The sequence below is a fragment of the Duganella sp. 3397 genome, assembly GCF_031456625.1.
Taxonomy (GTDB): domain Bacteria; phylum Pseudomonadota; class Gammaproteobacteria; order Burkholderiales; family Burkholderiaceae_D; genus Rugamonas; species Rugamonas phyllosphaerae.
In genome coordinates this window covers 95,189-111,580 of record NZ_JAVDVB010000012.1, presented here as the reverse complement: position 1 = coordinate 111,580, position 16,392 = coordinate 95,189, and the positions used below count along the sequence as shown (strand labels likewise).

Here is a 16,392-nt window from a genome sequence, read left to right as displayed (position 1 = left end):
AACTGGATACGACCGCATCAGTTCAACCACGGACTGGCGCCGGCCGTCGCCGAAGAAAAACTTAACGTAGTGTCCGGGATGGGTTGACCACTACAGTCATGATTAACCGCATATAAGCGTTGGATCGAGATTCCTCACCAGCATGCTACTTTTCTGTACTTAGCTAAAGCCGCCGGGCAAGGGCCTTGTAGACGTGATCTTCGTACCCTTATCTTGTGCCTTTCCAAGTGGGCTAGCCCTTGTTCCTGAAGCGGAGGCAGGCGTTCTCGGGTTGTTCTTGAGCTGTTCCTCGTTTTGCTCAATCAAGGTATCTCTCATGCGGTCCCGGGCCCACTTTGTATTGGTGAGTTCCGCCTCAATCGCCTCGATCGCCTTCTGCATTTTTTCGCGCTCTCGCTGAAGTTCCACATAGGCAGCATCCGTCTCTTCGCGTGAATTCTTTAGCGCCTTGCGATCCAGACGCCGTACGCGGCGACCAAGATCGCCCGCCCGCATTACTTTTACAAGTTCATTAACAGGTACCCCTTGCGTCATCGCCATCCAATCGATGGTGTCTGCCCCAGGCTCAATTAAGAACATTGGCTTGAGCTTATTGGTGACGACCCGGACGACTCCTAAGTCGCGGGTTGCTCTGCTGTGTAGTGCGGTTTTTTCATTAAACTCGCGGATAGATGTTTTCACGCATGGTTTGTCAGCATCGGACGTCATGCTAAATTTTGATACGCGAAGTACCTCATACTCTTTACCCTCTTGAGTGATCTCGATGGGGATATATGACCTCGGATCCGACTCGTCGGCGATGGCGCGCCAATTTTTTAACCAGGTTAGCCAAGTGTACATAAAATCCTTACGTTCGTAGATAGCATGGATGTGATCGTATCTGCTTTCATTTGCAGCTTTACAGTGATAGCAGATAGAATCAAACTGATTGTATATACTATCAAGCATGGGGTCAACTTGAAGAGACATACGTAGAGTGTCGTACTTGAAGGCATCGAGAGCACGCTCATTAAGTCATCCCCCCAAACGGATGGACTCTACGGGCTACCACTTACCTCATCAGCGCGGGATGAGAACTTCCGGCAGATCATGCTGATGCTATAGAGCGGCTATCACGCCGGCTTCCCTAACTTCGCCAGGCCACAGTGGTTCTCGGCAAACTGTGCCAGCCGTATGCGTAGATCGCGTCCCACTGACAAAGCAAGCGATAGAAAGCTCTCGATGCAACACTGCTGGGACTGTTCGGTTCAGACCTTCTGATCCCTAAGGGCTTCGCTGGCCGCATCGACTCAATCGGCCACACCTGCTAGCCGTGCATGTCGCGCTATCGTACATGCGCCCACGGCGCCACAAGGTGCCGTCACGCTTATAAAGCTGATGCTTGCGAAGAATCCAAGTGACGACCAGGTCGTACCCTAGACAACAGCTTGTCCGCTGTCATCGTCACAAAGCGGCACGAGCGGCACGGCAAGGATTTGATGTGACCATGGGCGTCTGCGCCACGTCCACTGCCTGATCAACACTGACGCTTGTTACCTGAACATGCGCTTGAACGAACGTTGCCGCGCTTGGGGCTCATTTCAGCAAGCCAGCCGCCGTCAGGTCGAACCAATTTCGCAGTGTACGGTTTGTATATACTTTCACTGGGAGACGACTATGGCACGGCTGACGCGCTGGGGTAATTCTGACGGGGGGCTACGTTTGCCGAAGGCCATCTTAGAGGCGGCAGGACTGCGGGTAGGGGATGAGATTGGCTGCCGCCTTCTTGACAATGGGACGGTCTTGCTGACGCCGCGCAAAGGCCGCATAGACGTGTCGGAAGGTCACGTGATGCCGTTGGCGCTTAGTCAGTCAGATGTGAAATGGTGAGCGAGCGTGCCCCGATTTTTACCGGTAACAAAGTAAGGGTAACCGCACCATAACGCGAAGGGAGAGTCTCTTCCTCGCGATAGCCCTTTATGATACCTGCGATGTTATTATCTAGACATTACCAAGTGGACTAAGTTTCCCTAAAATGGCACAAACTCTTAACTCGAAACTGGCTGTATTGATCGATGCTGATAATGCCCAGGCCAGTATCATCAAAGAACTTCTTGCAGAGGTGTCTTCGTACGGCGTTGCGACAGTGAAGCGAGCTTATGGGGACTGGACTACTTCAAATCTCAAGGGTTGGAAGGAGACGCTTCACAAGATGGCAATCCAACCGATCCAACAGTTCAGTTACACGACAGGCAAGAACTCCACCGACTCGTCGTTAATCATCGACGCAATGGACCTACTTCACTCCGGTACCGTGGATGGATTTTGTCTCGTTTCGTCCGATAGTGATTTCACCCGCCTTGCGACGCGCATCCGCGAGGCAGGTTTACTAGCATATGGTTTTGGAGAAAAGAAAACGCCGGAACCCTTTGTAGTAGCGTGTGACAAGTTTGTGTACACGGAGATTCTGCGGGTAACGCCGCCTTCCACAGCTGAGGCTAAGCATGGAGGGGCGGCCACTCTAAGTCCGGTAATCGAATCGCTTGCTGGACTAGAGGAGTTGTTTCGCAAGGCGATTCTGGCGGTAGCTCGGGACGATGGATTCGCGCCCCTCGGGCCCGTTGGAAACCTTATGTTAAAGATCGACCCGTCATTCGACCCCCGCAACTATGGAACTCAAAAGCTTGGCGAGTTGGTCAGAAAGCAGGCGTACATTGAAGTGAAAGAAGTCCCTAGCGAGAAGTCTACTGCTCACCACTTGCATGTCCGGCTCAAATAGACCTATCGCTTGGGATAGTCGGGCTATCGAGGCACTGGCACCAACTCAAAGCTGTACTAGCTCAGACTTGACCTGACACAGACTGTCAGATGAGTAAGTCCTCACAGGCCGCTACAGCCAAAAGCTGACGGTCACCGGCTAGCTGGACATAAAACGGGAGCCACTTAAGCTTCACATTCGGAAGAAGGTATGATCGTCAATTTAGATGTCCATGAATCAGTTTATCGAGAGCGGCTGCTAGAGCATTTGTTGATCGGCGACCTTTTAAAACACTCATGGCTATATGCGGGAGCCACATTGGAGGTCTCACAGCCGTCAATCGACAGATCAGGTCACGATGTGGTCCTTGAAGCCAACGGTGTCACGCGTCACGTTCAGTTAAAAACCTCGTCCCAAAGAGCGACCACTGCGACGCAGAAAGTGCATGTTGGACTATCAAGCAAGCCGTCCGGATGCGTGATCTGGACTCGCTTCAGTAGCGAAAGCATGACCTTGGGTCCATTCATGTTCTTCGGCGGCGAACCGGGTGCTCCACTACCATCAATTGCTGACTTTCCAGTCGCAAAACACACAAAGGGAAATGCTGACGGCGTGAAAAAGGAACGTCCGAATCTGCGCGTCGTCTCGATTTCCAAGTTTCGGAAAATAGCAGATGTTCCGTCTCTGTATATCGCATTGTTTGGAACGGCGCATGAAGCGCCGGCTCTGAGATATGTAGAGTAATTTATGCTTAGGCCGCAGACGGCCAGGAGCTGCCGTTAAAATTTGAGAGGGCATCTTGAAGAAAATCGAGCTACTCAAGCTCCTTTCCAAGTATGAGGACCAAGATGAGATCTTGGTCGAGAGCGCGGATGGCGGCTTCGATAGTCCTACCATCTACATCTCAGCAGTCCGAGCTAGACTGGGAAGAGACTATGTTACTGGTTCAAGCTCGGAGTATGTAAACGATACTACCGGGACGGGCTCGGGTGCAATCATACTGGGCACTTCAGTCGGTTTCATCAGACTACGGTAGCAGATGCGAGGACCGCGTTCGGCCAATAGCGACCTCTTACCAACATAAGAAGGGTTAGAAGTGGAGCATCTTGTTATCGACTTTAGGCACGGAATTCGCGACGTCATTCCGTACTGCGATTTCATCTCTAAGTGTCGCATTGCGATGGCTGAGCGCGGAATAGGAGAGTACCTCGGTGATGACATGGCCATTGATGGTGGTGATGCTGAAGGCGTGTTTGCCGGTCATTCTTCAAAGGAGCTTTTTGCGTTCATTCGGCAAGACCTATGCGCTTTGCCGTTTATGAAGGGAGCAAGGGTCACGTTTGTTTTCGGTGCGCTCGGACAAGGCAGTTTGAGTGAAGAAATTTTTATTTGATGATGCAATAGATAGCTGCGTTTGGCCAAATACGGACGTTGATTGCAACTAAAGGTATTGGGAATCGATATGGACCAGCGTGCTCTTGTTGTGCGACTGAAAGCCCCGTTCGCAGACTACTGCGCGGATGACGCCACTGCGCGTGATGTTATTCTTGCTGGACTGAGCTGGCCCACTGACACCCTGGCCGGTTATTGGCAAGGCTTGGCAGTCGACTGGATTGAGCAAGGGGCGGCCGTAGATGCTGAAATGACTGAGTTCCTTAAAGTAATCGCAACAACGGCAAAGCTCCCTCAACAGTTGCGCCACAAGGCTCGGGCAATCGTGCGGCGGCAGTCCGAGGAACAAGCTTTTCAGTCTTAATAGGAATATTGGCGCCTACCGGCCAAGAGCGGACCTTTAGTGCTTATTCGTTTCGACGTTGCGTTGTATCTTTATCCTGACGAAAAGGATTTATTGTGATTGTTCCCATTTCAAATGAAGCGCTGTCTCTCGATTCGCTTCCGTCAGTAGAGGACAAGGAAGCTGTTTTCGCCTTCGCTATGACGTTCAATGGTTACGAGCACTTCGGCTCATTGGAAGCCGCTTCCAAGAACGCTCGCATGCGCTCAAGGACGACGCTAGCTGACGTCAGAAATGAGTTGTTTATGGCAGCGCGCGGTTCTCGCCACGTCGGCAATGACCGCTACCTCTCTACCTACGCTGAGCTGCTGCCGCACCTTCGGCAACTACTCAGCGACCGGCTTGCCTAGCGCGAAGTAACTGCTTGAAGTGTCCGCAATGGGGCGACAACGGCGTGTCGGGGTAGACCTTGATGTTTTAGCAACGTCAACATGCTATGCTGGCGCGAATGGCCGAGAACGGCCAGAAGCGGCCGGTCACTTGAAAGCGAGGTACTGGAAATGAGGCTCAGGATTTTTCACCGCTCGATGCTTGGCGTCGTCGGGGTAGCGGCTTTATTGTGGGTAGCATTTGGCTACTTCTTTAATCGCATGATGGCACTGAAGTATTATCCGCAGCTTTGGACAGGTTTTAGCTTTTACGACTCAGTCATCACCGTATTGGCGAGCTACTTTATACTTACTTCGTTGTCTGGTAGATGGGCATTATGGCTTGGCCGATAACGGCCAACAACGGACCTTCAATAACTATCGGAATTTGAATGCCAGAATTTTCTTGGGAACCGCTAGATTTTCTTGACGCCTTGGGCGTCGTACCTGTGGGCGAGGAGTATGGCATCTCCTACGGCTATTCCGTCGAACGCTCGCCGTTAAATTTAGCTCTTACCATTTGGCCGATGGCAGGTGACGTGGAACTAGCGATTCGATGTGATGGAGTTGCCGAGCCAGTGATACTTTTGAATCTTTTAGGTAGCCCTGGGGCGAGAATAGTCAACGGTAAGGACGGTAAATTCATCGAGTTCGCTGCGGCCAATTTATTCACTGGACGTTACGATATCACGCGTCCGGCCCCTTACGGTTTCCGTCTCAGGCTGGAACCTAGTTGGCAGGTAACGGCGTTTAGTTACGACGTGTAGGGCTAAATTCGGCCAGGAGCCGACACCCAATTAAATTCGAGATATAGAACTATGAGTAGTATTGGGATAATTTTTCGAGAGAATCGCCAGCTGAAGGAACTCCCAGAAGACTGGATTCCAACGCCGCTCGGCACTCGCCAGAAGGTATGCGAGATTGTAGGGGACATCATGCGTACGGTACCGTCGGGAAGGTTGGCTCTGACGGTCACGGTCGAAGGCGAAGATGAGAGTCTTGACCCAAGAACTATCTCGGTATCGGGAGTGTGGGGTGATGCAGAGATGATGGTTATCCGCGCGCTTTGCTTGGCGTTTGATGGTCGGTTCTATGACGCGGAAACAGCAGAATTCATTGAGCTGTAAGCCTGAAATCGGCCAGGAGCAGACGTTCAGCAGAACCTAAATTTTCTCCAGTGAAGAGCCGTTGTATTTATCAATAGTCGATACCAGGAGACTTTGTGACCGATATTTCATCGTTTGGGGCCACGGCCAAGGGGCTTGCCAAAAATCCTATTGGCATAATTGCCTTATTCATTGTACTGATTTATGGATTTGCGGCTCTTACACTTGGCTTTAACCCGAAGCTGGAATTCTGGGAGCGAGTACCCCTCGTCTGGTTTCTCGTTCTGTTTCCTGTTGCAGTCCTGGCCCTTTTCGGATGGTTGGTCAGTCAGCATCACGAGAAATTGTACGCGCCAAGCGATTTGAGAACCGATGACATCTTTCTTAAGAAATCACAGATAAGTGAGAAACGGGACGCAGATTTCCAAGCTAGCAATGAGGAGCTTGAGAGGAAAATTCTCGAAATAGTCAACCGTCTTACGAAGGAGCAGCTGGAGCCGGAGAAGATAGCAAAGCAAGTTGCTAGGGAGGTCAAGGACGCAACTACGTTTCTTGTTGATGCTAGAGATTTTCTCGGGCGCCAGGATGCCATTTTTACCTATCCGATTGCAGCTTTTGAGACCCTCGGGGCGCTCACTGATGAAGTCTATTTTAAACTTTCAAAAAGCGTACGGCCTTTTCAGTATGGTACCACTTGGGTTCTGAGAAATGAATCCACCGGTGACGTAATTAGAACACTACGGATGTTAACCGCTACTCCGCCAGGACAACCACTTACTGATATACGGACTCTTCGGGAAGTCGGAATACATCCTGGGAATACTCTCATAGTTGAGCCGCCACATTGTTGATATTTCCTTTAATTGCGCATCGTGATGAAGTGCGAGCGTCCGTTTGGGGCGATTCGGCCTAATAGCAAGAGCGTGAGTTTGTAGATAAGCAAGCTGCCATCCTGAACACAGTCGGCCGAGTTCGGCCAATAGCAATCATTCGAATCGTCGAGAAACGTTGAGAAGATTTTCCCGCTGAACTTATACATTGTGAAAGCGAATAAGAACATGAATACGACGGATATGACGAGTAAGCTTCTAGAAAATGCGGTGGCGGCTATCCAACTGGGCGTCGAAGACAGCCAATCTGATGATTCTAAACGAAGTCTTTCTGCGGTGCGCAATATTTATGCAGGAATTTTACTGTTGTTTAAAGAAAGATTGCGCCAGCTCTGCCCGGAAGGCTCTAATGAAGTGCTCTTGAAGGACAGAGTTGCTTCAAAGCTTGGGGAAGACGGGAGATTGAATTTTATTGGTGTGGGAGTAAAGACAGTCGACGTCCAAGGGATTAAGAATCATTTCACCTCGCTAGGTATTAAGGCTGATTGGAAACGCTTCGATGCGCTCAATAAGTTACGAAATGACCTCGAACATTACTATTCGAGCGCGACGTCGGCTCAGCTTCAAGAAGTCTTAGCACAGGCCTGTGGGGTTTTATATGCGTTCATTTGTGATGAGCTGTCCTCAGAGCCGCGTTCATTGCTAGGGGAGCATGTATGGACGCATATGCTTGCTCAAACGGAGCTCTATGACAAAGAGCTCTTATTCTGCCGCGAAAAGATGAGTCAACTTTCGTGGCCGTCATTAGAATTATCGGATGTTGCAGAATTCCTGCATTGTAGCAACTGTGAATCAAAGTTGATTGTTCCGGTGAATGCGGATGTTCAGTCGGTTGTGGAGCTTGCCTTCAAATGTCGCGGTTGTGGTACGGAGATGGACTTTGACGAGATTGTTGAGGCTGCGATTGATGAGGCGTACTTCGGTGAAACTTACATCTCGATGACCGACGGGGGCGACCCTCCGCTTGACTGGTGCGAACATTGTGGACGAACCACTTTTCATGTCGAATCGGGACAATGCCTAGCATGTCTCGGGGGGCACAAGTATAGAACATGTGCGGTTTGCCATACGGCACTTGGTTCGGCTGAACAGCATCTGCGAGGACTATGCGGATATCACCACCACATGCTGGCCAAGGATGACTAGACAGGCGGGTCAGTCCAACTTCCGCTTTGGGGCGGTAGCTGCCGGTCGTCGGACGTCCTGCGTCAGGTCAAGTCTGCTAAGCCATTGCGCACTCCTGTAAAACGCGATTGTCCGTTCAACTCACGTCCTCAAGCCGCCATCCCTTTGCTACCAACGCGGTACGCGTCTCCTCGGAAACGCGGACCGCGTTGGCGGCTAAGCAAAGAAAGTGTGTAGGTCGCGACATTGCCACATAGACGTTTCGCATTTGACCTTGTTGCAAGACGCTGAGCTTGTTCAAACCTTTACTTAAGCCTGCGATGGCGGGGAGCGCGAGCGCCAGATCAAACCTTCTGCTTTTGCCCCCATAAGACTCAAGCACTAGTGATGCGAGGTGCGTCTCTCCCTTCATACTGGCGACTGTTCCAAGAATGAAGTTCAACTCGCGTCCGCTGTGGATCATTGCACATGATGTAGGCGACTCCGTCGTGGAGGTGCTTGTCGCCACTGCATGTTGTTTGAACAGGTTCATCGCAACGAACTCTGCCAGAGTCATACTGTCAGGCAGCAAATGGCGCAGATGTTGATGTAGCACCCAAGGTAGTTCCTGCCGCGCCTCGGGCGTGTTGATTAGTGCAGTGCCCAAAACCATCTCGTGGATGAGCGCCTGTAGGCTAACAGCGCTGCCATGGAGTTCGGCAACCGCGCGAGGCAACGCGCGGGCGTCTCGGACGTTACTTACCACTGCCGCGTTCGCTGCCCTTAGAACAAACAAGACGATCTTGCGTGCGTTCCCTGCGCGCTCGCTAAGAGTTGCTGTCGATAGTTGCGTAGAAACTTGGTCAACGAGAAGCCAGAAGCCACTATCGTCGGCTGCGGCTGCAGCCTGCTTAAACTGCGCGTACGACGGCCAATAATCTATGAGGTGGCGGCCAGCATCAACCGTACCGTCAACTGTCTTGCGGGTACACATTGCACGTACGACCTTTCCATGCACTGCGTTGGTGTCAAACAGATCTACAACCAGCTTGCCAAAGTGGTGTATTACCTTCCCCACATCCTCCGTTTTATACAGCAGTAGTACAGGGCTTATGTCATCCGGTCCTTCACCTTGGACAGCAAGGTTACTCATTCGTACGTTAGCGACCGCAGCCGCAATCCGCGGACCAAAACGCTTGCTGGTACTGACGGAGCCGTGGCCCGGACGTGGGAAGGTGACATTGGCTGCGTCGTTATCATTCAGGATGATCTTTTGATCGACATCGCCGAATCTCTGCATTATCGACTTGCCATCGAACAGGCGGTTGAGGATGTCTTCCTGCTCCCATGAGGTATCTTGCATCTCGTCGACAAATACCGAAGGAAAACGCCGATGGATTACGTCCAGCAGATCAGGATGACTGTCAAGTGCGGCGAGCGCGAAGGCAAACATATCCCGATGCCGGAAGATACCGGCTTTGGCGAGGCGTACCTTAATTTCAGCTAGCTGTTTTCCTGAAGTGGAATCCGCACTAGGGAGAACTCCACCATCGGAAGCGAGTGTAAGATCGGGACCTTTGAAAAAAAGTTGGCTGACCAGTGAATCTCCGTTCGCTTGACGAGCCAGCCAAGCCCTTAGCGTGTAGTACTGCCTGCCTTGGAGCTGGGCCAGCGCACGGGCCGAAAATACATCGTCGTCGATCACATCGACTGGTAGGTCTAAGGCGCGCAACGCGGGGAGAGCTAGGAATTGGTTGACAAAGCCATGGATGGTTCCAATGAAGTGCGGATATACAAGTAGTCGCGCTCCCTCTTCTGTGCCTGCGAGGCGCCGAACAATCTCTTCGCGCGCGACATTGGTATGGCTCAGTACGCAGATACCCTTCCTCGCGTGCGGCCACTTATGAGCAAGAAGGAGCAATTTTGCAGCCAGCAATGAGGTCTTGCCACTTCCAGGGACGGCATTGAAATCGCGCGATGCGTTTTCCAGTATTGCCGCCTGTCGTTCAGCATCTGAGAAATCTAGGTCAGGCGTCAAACGTGAGAGCAATGCAAGGTCAGATAGATCCAGAAGGACTGCGCTCATGATTTGGAGGCATCCGCAGCAACGTGCACTGGCGGAGTTGCGGTGTGGGCAGGTGTCGAGAGTGCCGACGCAAGTGGAGGTACGGCGGTAAGCGGAGCCGGGGCAGATTTTGGGGTCTTCGTTGTAGGTGGCGGTGCGGTGGTCAAGTGGTTTAGGGCTCGCTGGAGGTAAGGAGGTAGGCTGTTGAAGAGCTCATTGCCCGTGCCGTATTCACCCGTGGAAAGAAGGGATGCCGCATATTGGGCAGTGATGGCCTTAGAGGCCTCTTTGTCGTACAGCGGGCGATAGATAATGGAGGCGAGTTTATCTTTTGTGTGACCAGCGGCTTCCAGAATCACCCATGAGGCTAGAGCTGAGACGATAGCGGCTTTCTCATCGGCCTCGCTAAGTCGCTCATCTTTGCTGGACGCTCTGATGGCGAGTGCGATCGCGACGTGCATCAGTTTGGCGCAACCGTAAAGGGCCAAGTCGTATTCCAGGGTCCATCGATCTGATACGCACACAATAGTATTACCACCCTCAGCGCGGCCGACCTTACGAGCGACGACGGCCTTGATGCCATCGGCATCGTAGTCGGCCTCGAACCTTTTTCCCTTGGCTGGTTTCGGCACATAGGTGTTGGCTATGTCGGGAACTATGTCACGGTCAGTCAAGCACACTGCTGGTACTGGGTATTGTGGTCCGGGGCCTTCACGTTGCAAGATGCGCGCATAGTGATAGAGACCGGTATGCCCCACGTTGACGATGGAGACTCCGTGTTTGGAGAAGGAGCGACCGCAGGTCTGTGCCAGCGTCGGTAGCAGGATAGCCTCCGCAGGACCTTCGACCATCATGATACCTCGGGCGAAAAACAAGTTCGCTTTGGTCGCGTCAATGAAGCGTTGAAGAAACGAGTAATCAGTCTTTTGCAATTTGGTGCATCCTGACCTCAGCGGATAGGTCTGTGCCTTATGTACCAGGGTCATGGTTTCGATGTCGGCGCTGGAAACTAAAGACGGGCTGTGCGTGGACATGATGACTTGAACTCTACGCTCACCTTTTTCCGACGTATCGGAGTGCTGCCTAAGAAGGTCCATCACACGGTCCTGCAACTGTGGATGTAAGTGGGCCTCCGGCTCTTCGACCAGCAGAAGTGCTAGGTCTTCACCGTCTCGTAGAAGCACCAACTCTGTTGCCATGAAAAGCGCGTTGTTGTAGCCCAGCCCACGAGCGCAGCGTTCGTCAGGATGAACGCCACCATTGGGTAGAAGGGCAAGCTCGAATCTTTCAAGGATAGGAGTTAGCGATAAATCAGGGGCGATACGTATGCGCGATTCTAAGGTGTCGCCGTTGAATGCAAATTCCTTGAGGTAGTTGTCGTTGATATCGTCCTGGACTCCTTTGACGACTTTGTGTTCCCCAAGATGGTGCTGTGCGAATGCCATTAATCCAACTAAGTTCGTTGGGACCGTGTTCGGGGCGTGTTTCTGAAAGTCGTTTACCTCTTGCCCTGCGATGTCGTTATGCGCGGAGAGAATCTGCGAAAGTCGCGATTGTCGGCCTGGACGAAGCTCGGCCTCAGCATCACGTAGCGGGCGTAGATAGGTCGCCCGAATAAGCTCTCGGACGGCGTAGCCAATTTCCTGCCCTGCGCCATTCTTGCCTGCACGGAATTGCATGTCTATGCGAGCGCGTTTAGAGGCCCGTGCGGGAAAGAATTTCGCTTGTAGATGAACGACTAACGAACAACTTCCATCTGCCTCTAGTGTCAGCCATTCAAGGACGGTTGCCTGTTGTTCCTTCGACAGTTCGTGCAGTGTCGCCTCAATCCACAATGTTGCTGACCGCTCCTTCCCATGAATATGGAAATCCTGCTCAAAGAGCCGAATGTTCTCGTAGCTCGTCGTCAATAGGACAGTTCTGATCGAATCAACGATACCGGTCTTCCCCGCGTCGTTCTCTCCAACAAGAATGTTCAGGCCTCGATCTAGCTCCAGGTCGAGTTCAGGGGCACCGGTTCCGTCGCCAAAAGCACGGAAATTATGCGCGCGAATGCGCTTAAGATACATACGTTCACTCTCACAGCTGTCTTCGTTAGCACAGGGAACGAAGTGCTCTTCCTGTGCGGGTCCTCTGCTATACCAGTGGGGCTCCGCAACAGGCGCGATGACATCAGTTGAGGAAGTGATGTCACTTATGTGCCTGTTGCCAATCTCTTAGGATAACAAATTTTCCGATGGGAAAAATAACACATTGTCACGAGTTCCAAGAGCGGTTATTGGCATTGGGCTTCGGCGTAGGCGCTACTGCATTGGCGAGTTAATGGGCGAATTACCTAGTTGATAACTATTGGCAATGTTTACTTTTCGCTAGTTGGCTGATTTACGGTACGCGCCAGACTTGCGCACGAGCACCACACCGTGCATACAAGCATTTGGGGATTGATGAGCACATTCCGTTCGTTTGGAATGATGACGGAGGGGACGTTGGTCAGAACGGCGCTGTTGCCTGCAGCCCAGTAATCGCCCACCCCGACGCTGTGCAGGCCGTAAGGTTCGGCATCCCAACCCACAGGCGGCGGGGCGATGACGGGGCGTGCGTCGTACGCATTGTCCGCCACCTCGATCCTGACAAGGTAGCGATTCAGGGGAAGATAAACGGAGCGAGCATAGCTTCCGCACGATTCTGGGGCTAGGATCCACGCGATAGCCTAACTGCATTGTGGGTGCCAGCAAGTGAGAGGCTACCATCGGGTCATAAATAGTCCTGCCTGGTCGAAAAATCTTTTATTATGTATGCCTCTAATACAACATCTAAGCGAATAGGGGGCTGGCACGGCTTTCGCACGGTTATGGGCATGAACTCTACGAAAGCCGAACAGGTGTCGATGCAAGAAATTAAGTCGATGAACTTCGAGCCCTTGCGGGCGGTGTATCCCGAGCTTGCTAATATGGGTGGCTATGCGGAGCACTATGCGCATACGGACCCGGAGAGTGCGCTGGTCAAGCTCCGCAATTTTGCTGAGCGCCTGGTTGATCGCCTCTATATCAAGTTGAAGCTTGAACGAGTGCCGCAGTCCAACTTCGTTGACCTGCTGCACGATGCCAGTTTTAAGACTATTGCCCAGCCTCTGGTGCTAGACAAGTTGCACTTGTTACGGCGTCTAGGCAATCGTGGCGCCCACGGAGAAGACGTTGAGGTTTCCGATGCAGTTCGCTGCGTCAAAGAAGCCTGGCAGCTCGCCCGCTGGCTTCATGTCACATTCCTCGGCGGCAAGGTCGAGGACTTCGAGGCATTCAAGCAGCCTCCGGCTGAAGGCATCGATAGCAAGGCAGAGTTCAAACGCAAGGCCAAGGCCCTAGCCGAGGAAAACAGCCTCAAGGAGGAACGCCTTAGAATTGCGCTGCAGGAACTCGCCGAACTAAGGGCTGCCGACCGGACAACAGCGCCTGCCGCCGCCGCGTTTACCCCATCATTGGCCCAAGCTTTAGCACAAGCTAGCCAACTCTCGGTGGCAACAGCCAACCAGCTTCGCTTCACAGAAGACAATACCCGCAAGTGGTTAATCGACCGTGACCTGCGCATGGCGGGGTGGGATGTACCGATGGGAACCGCCAGCAATCATTCAGTTGGCCAAGAAGTCGAGGTTCTACATCAATCCACCGCGACGGGTAAAGGCTACTGCGATTATGTGCTGTGGGATGACAATGGCAAACCACTGGCTGTTGTCGAGGCCAAGAAAACATTGGTCGATGCCCGCGCTGGTCAGGAGCAGGCCAAACAGTACGCCGACGCTTTGGAGAAGCATCACGGCCAGCGTCCGATGATTTTCTTCACCAATGGGCACGATATCTGGGTCTGGGACGACGCTGGCGGCTACCCTCCGCGCAATGTGTATGGCTTCTATTCCAAAGACACGCTGCAGTATCGTATCGGTTTCCAGCGGCGCGAGAAGCTCGATCTGCTGAAGGACGTTAGACCCGACGCCAACATCGCTGGCTACCTGCACCAGACCGAAAGCATCACCCGTGTCGCCGAGCGCTTCACGCAACGCCACCGCCGCGCCTTGGTCGTGCAAGCTACGGGCACCGGTAAGACGCGCGTCGCCATCTCGCTGGCCAAGCTGCTGATCGATGCGCGCTGGGTAAAGCGCGTGCTTTTTCTTTGTGATCGCAAGGAACTGCGCAAGCAGGCCAAAAACGCCTTCAATGACTTCGTTCGTGAGCCGATCTACGTCATCGGCAAGGCCAACAATTTGGGCAAGATGGATGCACGCATCTATATCGGCATCTACCAAGGGCTGATCAATGATTACGAGTCCTTCGACGTCGGATTTTTCGACCTTATCATTGCCGATGAATCGCATCGTTCGATCTACAACCTCTACGGTGACCTTTTCAAATACTTTGACGCCCTTCAGGTTGGCCTGACCGCCACGCCGGTGGAGATGGTCAGCCGCAGTACCTGCCAGCTCTTTGGGTGCGACTACAAACTGCCTACAGCCAACTATCCGCTGGAACAGGCCATTGCCGATCGTAAGCTAGTGCCCTTCCGGGTAGTCGCCCACACGACCAAATTCCTGCGCGATGGCATAAAAGCAACCCACCTGACGAATGAGCAGATTGCGCAATTGGAAGATCAAGGTATCGATCCCAACACCTTGGACTTCGACGCCAAGGAGATTGATGACGCCGTCTTCAACAAAGACACCAATCGCATTATCCTTCGCAACCTAATGGACAACGGAATCCGCGATGCCGACGGCCAACTCCCCGGTAAGAGCATAGTCTTCGCCCGCAACATCGACCATGCCCGCCTGCTGGCCGAACTTTTCGACGAAATGTATCCGCAGTTTGCCGGCAAGTTCTGCCGCGTGATTCACTCCAAAGAGCCCCGCGCTGAAGAGCTGATCGACCAGTTCAAGGAGCCCAGCGGCGAGCTGCGCGTTGCTGTCTCCGTGGACATGCTGGACACCGGCATCGACGTACCCGAAGTGGTCAACCTTGTCTTTGCCAAGCCGGTCAAGAGCAAGGTAAAGTTCTGGCAGATGATCGGCCGCGGTACCCGCCTTTGCAAAGACTTGTTTGGTCTTGACCTCGACAAGAGCGAGTTCAGGATCTTTGACCACTGGGATAATTTCGCCTTTCACGACCTGAACGCCGAAGAGGTCGAGCCCAGTATTCCCAAACCGCTAACACAGCGCCGCTACGAGGCCCGCATCGAGCTCGCGGCCCTAGCGCTAGCGCGCTCCGATATCCCAGCCTTTGATGTTCTAGCGCTGCAGATCCAGCAAGACGCCGTCGCGCTGCCCGATGGCGGCATATCAGTGCGCGAGAACTGGCAAGCCGTGAATCTGGCGCGCGATGCCAAGTTGGTTCACCAGTTCGCCCCCATCACCCGCCAAGTGCTGACCGACACCGTCGCTCCACTTATGAGCGCTCTAGATGTGCGCGGCCAGGGCGATGCGCTGCGCTGGGACCTGTTGCTCGCCAAGGCCGAAACCGCCGCCATCGCAGAACCTGGCGAGCCCAATGCCCACCGAGAAGCCATTCTGGAATGGGTCGGCCGCCTGCCGCCTCATCTCAACCCCGTTCGCGCCAAGGCCAAAGAACTGCAAGCCCTGCGCACCGACGCCTTCTGGCAAGCCCCCAGCTTCGCCCAGCTTGATGCCATGCGCACCGCCTTGCGCGACGTGATAGGGCTAGCCGATCACCCCGCATTCCCACCGCCCATGCCCAAACCTCATTTGGACATTCGCGAGGAGGAAGCCGAATACCAAGTTCAAGTACGCCCGAGCAAGATCAAGTCGGTCGACTTCAGCATCTACCGTAAAGCCGTACAGTCCGCTCTAGAACCTCTGTTCGAAACCGACCCGGTCTTGCTCAAGCTGCGCCGTGGCGAGCGCATCACGCCTGAAGAGCTGGACAAGCTCAACAGCTTACTATTCACCCGCAACCCCGATGTCGATCTTGCCACCCTACGTGAGTTCTACCCCGACACGGCCGTGCAGCTAACGCAAATTCTGCGCGGCATCGTCGGCCTGGACCACGCGGCCGTGGATGTTCAGTTCTCGGCATTCGCGCAAGCACATGCACTCAATAGTCAACAGCTGCGCTTCCTCGCCCTGCTGAAAGACCACATCCGCCAGTTCGGCGCCATTGCAGTTGGGCAGTTATTCGACGCACCGTTCAACACGGTCCACGCCGAAGGCCTGGGTGGCGTCTTCCCCAACCCCATGCAACTTGATGAAGTGGTGCGCCTGGTACGTGCCTTCGGAGAGCCGCTGCAACCCCTTGCTGTACACTAACACCACAACAAAAAAGAAGA

15 protein-coding genes are annotated in these 16,392 nt (G+C 53.2%); 11 read left to right on the top strand and 4 right to left on the bottom strand.

Annotated features, from left to right (window positions below; genetic code table 11):
• Positions 1 to 159 precede the first annotated feature (159 nt).
• Positions 160 to 969 (bottom strand): hypothetical protein, encoded by an 810-nt coding sequence (locus tag J2X54_RS25465; protein WP_310184631.1) that lies wholly within the window; start codon positions 967 to 969, stop codon positions 160 to 162.
• A gap of 573 nt (positions 970 to 1,542) precedes the next feature.
• On the opposite strand from J2X54_RS25465, the gene J2X54_RS25790 reads away from it, so the two are divergent.
• The 10 genes from J2X54_RS25790 (at position 1,543) to J2X54_RS25420 (ending at position 8,042) form a co-directional block, all read left to right on the top strand.
• A complete protein-coding gene (locus J2X54_RS25790) occupies positions 1,543 to 1,869 on the top strand; it encodes an AbrB/MazE/SpoVT family DNA-binding domain-containing protein (RefSeq protein ID WP_404990960.1) in 327 nt (108 codons plus the stop codon).
• A 145-nt stretch (positions 1,870 to 2,014) separates the two neighbouring features.
• Positions 2,015 to 2,758 (top strand): NYN domain-containing protein, encoded by a 744-nt coding sequence (locus J2X54_RS25460; protein WP_310184629.1) that lies wholly within the window; start codon positions 2,015 to 2,017, stop codon positions 2,756 to 2,758.
• Between the two features lie 189 nt (positions 2,759 to 2,947).
• Entirely contained in the window at positions 2,948 to 3,481 is a 534-nt protein-coding gene (locus J2X54_RS25455) for a hypothetical protein (RefSeq protein ID WP_310184626.1), read from the top strand.
• A gap of 475 nt (positions 3,482 to 3,956) precedes the next feature.
• Complete coding sequence (locus J2X54_RS25450) at positions 3,957 to 4,130, top strand: hypothetical protein (RefSeq protein WP_310184624.1); 174 nt, start codon at positions 3,957 to 3,959, stop codon at positions 4,128 to 4,130.
• Between the two features lie 69 nt (positions 4,131 to 4,199).
• Positions 4,200 to 4,493, top strand: coding sequence for a hypothetical protein (locus J2X54_RS25445; protein ID WP_310184622.1), 294 nt, complete (start codon positions 4,200 to 4,202; stop codon positions 4,491 to 4,493).
• 95 nt (positions 4,494 to 4,588) lie between these two features.
• The gene (locus J2X54_RS25440) at positions 4,589 to 4,882 is read left to right on the top strand and encodes a hypothetical protein (RefSeq protein ID WP_026637640.1); all 294 of its coding nucleotides are present in this window, start codon (positions 4,589 to 4,591) and stop codon (positions 4,880 to 4,882) included.
• Between the two features lie 410 nt (positions 4,883 to 5,292).
• Positions 5,293 to 5,667: a hypothetical protein gene (locus J2X54_RS25435; protein ID WP_310184619.1), complete on the top strand. Its 375-nt coding sequence runs from the start codon at positions 5,293 to 5,295 to the stop codon at positions 5,665 to 5,667.
• A 168-nt stretch (positions 5,668 to 5,835) separates the two neighbouring features.
• Positions 5,836 to 6,027, top strand: coding sequence for a hypothetical protein (locus J2X54_RS25430; protein ID WP_141749370.1), 192 nt, complete (start codon positions 5,836 to 5,838; stop codon positions 6,025 to 6,027).
• A 95-nt stretch (positions 6,028 to 6,122) separates the two neighbouring features.
• Positions 6,123 to 6,857: a hypothetical protein gene (locus tag J2X54_RS25425; RefSeq protein WP_310184617.1), complete on the top strand. Its 735-nt coding sequence runs from the start codon at positions 6,123 to 6,125 to the stop codon at positions 6,855 to 6,857.
• Between the two features lie 207 nt (positions 6,858 to 7,064).
• The gene (locus tag J2X54_RS25420; protein ID WP_310184615.1) at positions 7,065 to 8,042 is read left to right on the top strand and encodes a hypothetical protein; all 978 of its coding nucleotides are present in this window, start codon (positions 7,065 to 7,067) and stop codon (positions 8,040 to 8,042) included.
• 115 nt (positions 8,043 to 8,157) lie between these two features.
• Here J2X54_RS25420 and J2X54_RS25415 read toward each other — a convergent pair whose 3' ends face one another.
• From J2X54_RS25415 to J2X54_RS25785, 3 genes are all read right to left on the bottom strand, one after another.
• Complete coding sequence (locus tag J2X54_RS25415) at positions 8,158 to 10,086, bottom strand: UvrD-helicase domain-containing protein (RefSeq protein WP_310184613.1); 1,929 nt, start codon at positions 10,084 to 10,086, stop codon at positions 8,158 to 8,160.
• Complete coding sequence (locus J2X54_RS25410; protein ID WP_310184611.1) at positions 10,083 to 12,134, bottom strand: AAA family ATPase; 2,052 nt, start codon at positions 12,132 to 12,134, stop codon at positions 10,083 to 10,085. The genes J2X54_RS25415 and J2X54_RS25410 overlap by 4 nt, the downstream gene beginning before the upstream one ends.
• 290 nt (positions 12,135 to 12,424) lie before the next feature.
• Positions 12,425 to 12,712 (bottom strand): hypothetical protein, encoded by a 288-nt coding sequence (locus J2X54_RS25785; protein ID WP_404990961.1) that lies wholly within the window; start codon positions 12,710 to 12,712, stop codon positions 12,425 to 12,427.
• Positions 12,713 to 12,922: 210 nt separating this feature from the next.
• Between J2X54_RS25785 and J2X54_RS25405 the strand changes: the two genes are divergently transcribed.
• On the top strand, positions 12,923 to 16,372 hold the full coding sequence (locus J2X54_RS25405) for a DEAD/DEAH box helicase family protein (RefSeq protein ID WP_310184609.1): 3,450 nt from the start codon (positions 12,923 to 12,925) through the stop codon (positions 16,370 to 16,372).
• Positions 16,373 to 16,392: the final 20 nt, after the last annotated feature.

Bases quoted from the DNA above. Each gene is read 5' to 3' on its own strand.
- J2X54_RS25465 (WP_310184631.1), bottom strand. From the start codon at position 969: ATGTCTCTTCAAGTTGACCCCATGCTTGATAGTATATACAATCAGTTT.
- J2X54_RS25790 (WP_404990960.1), top strand. From the start codon at position 1,543: ATGCGCTTGAACGAACGTTGCCGCGCTTGGGGCTCATTTCAGCAAGCC.
- J2X54_RS25460 (WP_310184629.1), top strand. From the start codon at position 2,015: ATGGCACAAACTCTTAACTCGAAACTGGCTGTATTGATCGATGCTGAT.
- J2X54_RS25455 (WP_310184626.1), top strand. From the start codon at position 2,948: ATGATCGTCAATTTAGATGTCCATGAATCAGTTTATCGAGAGCGGCTG.
- J2X54_RS25450 (WP_310184624.1), top strand. From the start codon at position 3,957: ATGGCCATTGATGGTGGTGATGCTGAAGGCGTGTTTGCCGGTCATTCT.
- J2X54_RS25445 (WP_310184622.1), top strand. From the start codon at position 4,200: ATGGACCAGCGTGCTCTTGTTGTGCGACTGAAAGCCCCGTTCGCAGAC.
- J2X54_RS25435 (WP_310184619.1), top strand. From the start codon at position 5,293: ATGCCAGAATTTTCTTGGGAACCGCTAGATTTTCTTGACGCCTTGGGC.
- J2X54_RS25430 (WP_141749370.1), top strand. From the start codon at position 5,836: ATGCGTACGGTACCGTCGGGAAGGTTGGCTCTGACGGTCACGGTCGAA.
- J2X54_RS25420 (WP_310184615.1), top strand. From the start codon at position 7,065: ATGAATACGACGGATATGACGAGTAAGCTTCTAGAAAATGCGGTGGCG.
- J2X54_RS25415 (WP_310184613.1), bottom strand. From the start codon at position 10,086: ATGAGCGCAGTCCTTCTGGATCTATCTGACCTTGCATTGCTCTCACGT.
- J2X54_RS25410 (WP_310184611.1), bottom strand. From the start codon at position 12,134: ATGTATCTTAAGCGCATTCGCGCGCATAATTTCCGTGCTTTTGGCGAC.
- J2X54_RS25405 (WP_310184609.1), top strand. From the start codon at position 12,923: ATGAACTCTACGAAAGCCGAACAGGTGTCGATGCAAGAAATTAAGTCG.